The organism is Microvirga calopogonii (assembly GCF_003347665.1).
Classification (GTDB): domain Bacteria; phylum Pseudomonadota; class Alphaproteobacteria; order Rhizobiales; family Beijerinckiaceae; genus Microvirga; species Microvirga calopogonii.
In genome coordinates this window covers 1-5785 of the sequence record NZ_QDGA01000181.1, presented here as the reverse complement: position 1 = coordinate 5785, position 5785 = coordinate 1, and the positions used below count along the sequence as shown (strand labels likewise).

The following is a 5785-nucleotide window of genomic DNA, read 5'->3' as shown; positions in this document are numbered from 1 at the left end:
CGAGCTTGTCGTTCAGACCAGCCGCACCAAGCGCAGCACCGACTTCATCGCGCTTTTGGAAACCCTCGACCGCCGCTACGGCCCCGAGCCCGGCCGCTGCGTCAAGCCGGTTCGGCTTGTTCTCGATCACGGTCCCATCCACACCAGCAAGGCAACCACAGCCGCCCTCGCCGAGCGGGCGCACTGGCTCAGGGTCGAATGGCTGCCCAAGTATGCCCCCGAACTCAACGCCATCGAGGAGCGATGGCGCGATGTGAAGCAGCATGACCTTGCCCACCAGACCTTCACTGGACCCGAAGACCTCGACCAAGCCATCCACGACGCCATCATGAAGCTCAATCACGAACGAAGCCGTCATCCGTTGGCCAACCAGCGAATCCCTGCTTAGGGTCTGCTGGGCGGCCTCATAGGCTTCCGTGATCTGGTGCACGTACCCTTACAACCGCCGTGCGGGTGTTGTTGAAACGCCTCATTTCGCGCGACCGGGCCCTTGAGAAGTTACTTGCCCCCTGAACGGCCTTCCGCCTCGACCGAGAACCGGGAGCGTCCGGAAATGGCACGGGGCTGACCTATGCCGAACTTCTGCAAGAGGTGAGTACAGCGGACCTTTGCAAGGCCACGCTTAGAGACTGTCCGTGACCCAAAGCAGCCCTTCCGCTCGGTACCGAGAGGGGATCCATGTGATTGACGTCCCGTCTAGCCTGTCGACGCAGGCGTTCGGCTTGGTTGCCTGAACCTCCGCAAAGCACACATTCCGACACGGCCGCTTGCCACCCCAGCTGCAGGTAGTATGCTGCCAACATAAGTTGAATTATTGCGTCGCCCGTGGCTCCCAAAGAGCCGCGCTTGATCGACAGCGATGTCGACGTTGCTCCCGAACCGAGTGGTCTGTGGACCCGAGGGAGGAGCCGATGGATACCCGAAAAGCCCACTATATTCACTCTCATAGTTCTGCATGCCGCGGCGCCTCAGACGTACCAGCGTGCGGCGTTTCCTCCAGCTGTAACCTTCTCCGACGGAGATCACCGCGTCAGGCTGCGGAGTGACGTAAAGGTTCTCCAGCCGTCAACAAGGGAGGATAAGTCATGAAGATCGTTGTCATCGGCGGCACCGGCCTGATCGGCTCGAAGACTGTCGCCATTCTGCGCCAGGGCGGCCACGAGGTCGTTGCCGCCTCGCCGCAAAGCGGCATCAACAGCATCACCGGCGAGGGGCTCAAAGAGGCCATGGCCGGCACGCAGGTGGTGATCGACCTCGCCAATTCGCCCTCGTTTGAAGACAGGGCGGTGCTGGAATTCTTCGAGACCTCCGGCCGCAACCTTCTCGCAGCGGAGGCCGCAGCCGGCGTCGGGCACCATATCGCGCTCTCTATCGTGGGGACGGACCGGGCGCCCGACAATGGCTATTTCCGCGCCAAGGTCGCCCAAGAGAAGCTGATCGAGACCTCCGGCATCCCCTACACCATCATCCGCTCGACCCAGTTCCTGGAGTTCCTCCGCGCCATCGCCGATTCAAGTGCGGATGGAAACAGGATCAGGCTGTCGCCTGGGCTGTTCCAGCCCATCGCGGCGGACGACGTTGCTGTCGTTGTCGCCGATGTGGCGCTCGCTGCGCCGCGAAACGGCATCGTCGAGATCGCCGGTCCCGAACGGGCGCCGTTCCACGAGATCGTCGCCCGCTACCTGAAGGCAGTCGGTGACCCGCGTGATGTCGTGAGCGACCCCGAGGCCCGATACTGGGGCGGTCGGGTCGAGGAGCACTCACTGGTGCCGTTAGGCGAGGCGCGCCTCGGCCGCATCGGCCTCGATGAGTGGCTCAGCCGCTCACGGACGGCAGCCTGACCTGCAGTGGAGGCAGGCCCAGGCCCCCCTGGCACGAGCAGATCCAAGGCAGCGAACGAAGGAGGTGACTATGACCATCAAACCCGTTGCATTGGTCCTGCTATGCCTCATGAGCGGCACGGCGATGGCTCAGGAGCCCAAGGTCACGCCGCTCATGTCGAAAGATCTTGCGGAGAATCCTGGCAGGGAAGCTCTGATGATCACCGTCGAGCATGCGCCCGGCGGGTCGAACTCTATCCACCGACACAATGCACATGCGTTTGGTTACGTCCTGGAGGGCTCTGTTGTGATGCAGCTGAAGGGCGGACAACAGGTTACACTGACACCAGGACAGACCTTCTATGAAGGCCCGGACGATGTTCACGTCGTTGACCGGAATTCAAGCAGCACCAATCCGGCGAGATTCCTGGTGTTCATGATCAAGGATAAGGGTGCTCCAGCGCTCGTGCCAGCAGAGTGATGGCTGGATGGAAAAACGGGGCAAGACCCTGTGTCGAGTACGGATGCCAATGCGTCAGCGCCAGTGCCAGCGAGACGCAACCGACCAAACTCCTCGCGGTGTTCGTGGTGGACACGAACGAGACGGAACTGGCGGCCGCGTTCGGGAGCTGAGGGGACAGCGCCATGGCGAGAACCTATCGTGAAGTGGCAATCGAGGATATGTTGCGAACCGTCGAAGAAGCGATGAGCCGCGCCATCGACTGGTGGGGAGAGTTGCCGCCGTCGATGAACGAAGCGGTCGAGCAGTTTCGTACCCAACTTGGGGCGGCCATAGATTCCGTGGAATTTGTCAGAAGGGCGCTCGACAGAGAAGTTCCCGAAACTGAATACGGGGAAGGTCCTCCCTGATGGTTTCTATGGCCGACATATGGACACTTTGTTGCGGGGCCGACCAAGGCGGCCGACCCCGCAGCCTAGGCTCACGCAGCTTTCTCGCTTGCCTTCACATCCTTTCCGCGGATGAAGGCAAGGAGTTCCGGATTCACGATCTCGGGATGGGTCTGGCACAGGCCGTGCGGCAGGTCCTTGTAGGTCTTGAGCGTGCCGTTCTTCAGAAGCTTGACTGTCAGTGGTCCTGCATCGGCATACGGAACGATCTGGTCGTCCTCGCTGTGGATCACCAGCACCGGCACGTCGATCGCCTTCAAATCCTCGGTGAAGTCGGTCTCTGAGAAGGCCTTGATGCACTCATATCCGGCCTTGACGCTCCCCATCATGGCCTGCCGCCACCAGTTGCGGACCAGACCCTCCGACACCTTCGCGCCAGGGCGGTTGAAGCCATAGAAAGGGCCGCTCGGAACATCGAGGTAAAACTGAGCGCGGTTGGCGGCCAGCGCGGCACGGAATCCGTCAAACACCTCGAGTGGCGTCCCGCCCGGATTGGATTCCTTCTTGACCATCACTGGAGGGACCGCGTCGATGAGCACGGCCTTGGCCACGCGTCCCGGTTCCGCCCGCGCCACATAGTGTGCGACCTCGCCGCCGCCGGTGGAGTGGCCAATATGGATCGCGTTCTTGAGGTCGAGCGCCCTGACCAGCTCGGCGACATCGGCCGCATAGGTGTCCATCTCGTTGCCGCCGTCGGTCTGGTCCGAGCGCCCGTGGCCCCGGCGGTCGTGAGCGATCACGCGATATCCTTCCGCCAGGAAAAACATCATCTGGTTGTCCCAGTCATCGGCGCTCAAGGGCCAGCCATGGTGGAACACGATCGGCTGAGCGTCTCTCGGGCCCCAGTCCTTGTAGAAGATCCGGGTACCGTCTTTGGTGGTGATGTATGTCATGGGATGTGATCCCTTGCCACGTGGCCGGCCGGCAGGGCCGGCGCCGCTGTCGCGTGATGGGGCTGATGGCGGGCAAGGTACGCGTCCGCCGAACCATTCCGGCCCGGTCGCAACGACGGGAGCATTCTAACAGATTCACCGGGATTAGACAGCCTGCGAGTGTCCGTTGTCCGTCCTGGCCGGGTAAAAGGGATGGCTCGACTTCGACATGAAGCACGACGATTGGGCGAAGGTGTTCGGGTCTGGATCCTGAGGGCACATCACGAGGTGGTTCAGCGGTCCTGCGCAACTCGGTCAGTGAGAACAGTTGAGCAGGTGGGTACGATGCGGCATGCTCGTGATCTTAAGCTGAGCGCATGCCGTATTTTCAGTGCGACTGGCCCATGATGCAGGAGGGTCGCTTGACGGATCATTCTGACATTCCTCCAACCCACACCATCAAGCCGATGGATCCACCCCCGCCCTCCGGCCATCCGACCGTGGCGATGCTCCAGGGCGACATTGATAGTGGTCGAACCGGGGACAAGAACCCGATGTTTGATCCAAGTGGAGCCCCTCTCGGCACCGATGATGAGGCCGCCGGCACGCCACCAACTTTCTTCCGTGTCGCGATGGCCCGCTATCATGAGACCGTGGAGCGTTGGGCCGGAGGCAATTGGAAACCCGATTCCGTTCACCATAAGTGGGATGCCGTTCTGGTAGGCTTCATTGGCTTCATCGTCGCGGTGGGCGTGGTCCTCATCGTGGGCATCTGGATGGTCGGGTCACCATCGCCAGGAGCTTAGCTCAGGTACAGGAAAGCTGTGTTTGGTGCCGGAACGGTTCCGAGATGGTCAACTATTACGTCTTTGACGCCGATACGCATCCTAGGCCCTCTGATCGGGCCATGGAGCCACCAACCGCTGACGGCATCCATGCCCACCTTGAGGCGGTTCGCCGATCAGCTTGGTGGAAGCGTCGACCTCAAGAGTATGCTAGGGTTAGGCACGACCGTTATCTTTCAATCGCCGGCGGCCTCTAAAGGAGCCGAGACTGGAATACCACGGCACCGAGTATACCTAGCGGCCTCGTTTCGAGATCTCTATCAGTGGCAACGTCTTCGGGCGATTGGCTATGCACTTGGGTCGACAGTATAAAACCACCGACTTTCTCGCCTGGACGAGATGGGAGGCTGGCTGGGTCATTTTGTGGTCGTTGCTGATCACATTGTTCCTGCAGCTCTCAGAGTCTGACTCAGAAAGACGGGTTTGATTTCAGGGTCTTGCGAGCCTTCTGGTCAGCATCCGGATATGGGCGATAAAGGTCCAGGCGACGGCACTCTCGATAGAGGCTTCGAAGTCCTTGGCCAGACGACGGCAGCGTCCAAGCCAGGCGAATGTTCGCTCCACAACCCACCGGCACTTGAGCACCTGAAAGCCTTTGGCCGCATCCGAGCGTTTGATGATCTCGATCGTCCAGCGTCCGAGAGTGGCGATCGCGTCGCGCAACTTGTCGCCCGCATAGCCGCCATCGGCAAAGACATGGCGCAGCCAGGGATACAGCGCCCGGATGGAGGTCAGCACCTCCACCGCACCATCCCGGTCCTGGATGTCGGCGGTCTGGACCCTCAGCCCGACCAGATGGCCTTGCGTGTCGGTGATGATGTGGCGCTTGCGGCCCTTGATCGTCTTGCCGGCATCAAAGCCGCGCGGTCCGCCAGCTTCCGTGGTCTTGACCGACTGGCTGTCAATCACGCCGGCCGAGGGGCTCACCTCACGGCCGTCCTTCTCGCGCGAGGCCGCCACGAGAGCATGGTTGATCCGCTCGAAGGTGCCGTCCCGTGACCAGGCATAGAAGTAGCCCTGCACGGTCGAATACGGCGGAAACTCCTTGGGCAACTGGCGCCACTGGCAACCGGTCGAGGCCAGATACAGGATGGCCTCAACCACGGCCCGCAGGCAGGTGATGCGGGGACGCCCGATCTGCCGGGCGGCGGGCATGAAGGGTTCGATCAGCGCCCATTCGGCATCGGTGAGGTTGCTTGCATAACGCAGCCCGTCTCGCCGATACTGCCGGCGAGTGGCCTCGGTCCATACCATCGTGATCTCCCTCGAATCTTCGCAAATCCGACGGAATCACAGGGGCTTGAGGCCACTCAACCTTTTTCAGTCAGCCTCTCAGGCT

7 protein-coding genes and 1 pseudogene are annotated in these 5785 nt (G+C 61.4%); 6 read left to right on the top strand and 2 right to left on the bottom strand.

Annotated elements, in window-relative coordinates; all coding sequences use genetic code 11:
* From DDF70_RS35155 to DDF70_RS35135, 5 genes and pseudogenes are all read left to right on the top strand, one after another.
* Positions 1–388: transposase (locus tag DDF70_RS35155; protein ID WP_170316154.1), on the top strand; the 388-nt coding region annotated here is incomplete at its 5' end.
* Between the two features lie 697 nt (positions 389–1085).
* Positions 1086–1841: an SDR family oxidoreductase gene (locus tag DDF70_RS35150; RefSeq protein ID WP_114949129.1), complete on the top strand. Its 756-nt coding sequence runs from the start codon at positions 1086–1088 to the stop codon at positions 1839–1841.
* Positions 1842–1911: 70 nt separating this feature from the next.
* Entirely contained in the window at positions 1912–2301 is a 390-nt protein-coding gene (locus tag DDF70_RS35145) for a cupin domain-containing protein (protein ID WP_114949128.1), read from the top strand.
* Positions 2302–2354: 53 nt separating this feature from the next.
* A pseudogene (locus DDF70_RS38570) lies at positions 2355–2453 on the top strand (cupin domain-containing protein); the annotation flags it as partial.
* 12 nt (positions 2454–2465) lie between these two features.
* Positions 2466–2690 (top strand): hypothetical protein, encoded by a 225-nt coding sequence (locus DDF70_RS35135; RefSeq protein WP_114949127.1) that lies wholly within the window; start codon positions 2466–2468, stop codon positions 2688–2690.
* Between the two features lie 71 nt (positions 2691–2761).
* On the opposite strand, the gene DDF70_RS35130 is transcribed toward DDF70_RS35135, so the two are convergent.
* A complete protein-coding gene (locus tag DDF70_RS35130; protein WP_114949126.1) occupies positions 2762–3622 on the bottom strand; it encodes an alpha/beta fold hydrolase in 861 nt (286 codons plus the stop codon).
* Positions 3623–4023: 401 nt separating this feature from the next.
* Between DDF70_RS35130 and DDF70_RS35125 the strand changes: the two genes are divergently transcribed.
* Positions 4024–4407: a hypothetical protein gene (locus tag DDF70_RS35125; RefSeq protein WP_425374147.1), complete on the top strand. Its 384-nt coding sequence runs from the start codon at positions 4024–4026 to the stop codon at positions 4405–4407.
* Between the two features lie 468 nt (positions 4408–4875).
* Here DDF70_RS35125 and DDF70_RS35120 read toward each other — a convergent pair whose 3' ends face one another.
* Positions 4876–5700 carry an IS5 family transposase gene (locus DDF70_RS35120; protein WP_114948207.1) on the bottom strand — a complete coding sequence of 275 codons (825 nt, stop codon included), beginning with the start codon at positions 5698–5700 and terminating at the stop codon, positions 4876–4878.
* Between the last annotated feature and the right edge of the window lie 85 nt (positions 5701–5785).

Bases quoted from the DNA above. Each gene is read 5' to 3' on its own strand.
- DDF70_RS35150 (WP_114949129.1), top strand. From the start codon at position 1,086: ATGAAGATCGTTGTCATCGGCGGCACCGGCCTGATCGGCTCGAAGACT.
- DDF70_RS35145 (WP_114949128.1), top strand. From the start codon at position 1,912: ATGACCATCAAACCCGTTGCATTGGTCCTGCTATGCCTCATGAGCGGC.
- DDF70_RS35135 (WP_114949127.1), top strand. From the start codon at position 2,466: ATGGCGAGAACCTATCGTGAAGTGGCAATCGAGGATATGTTGCGAACC.
- DDF70_RS35130 (WP_114949126.1), bottom strand. From the start codon at position 3,622: ATGACATACATCACCACCAAAGACGGTACCCGGATCTTCTACAAGGAC.
- DDF70_RS35120 (WP_114948207.1), bottom strand. From the start codon at position 5,700: ATGGTATGGACCGAGGCCACTCGCCGGCAGTATCGGCGAGACGGGCTG.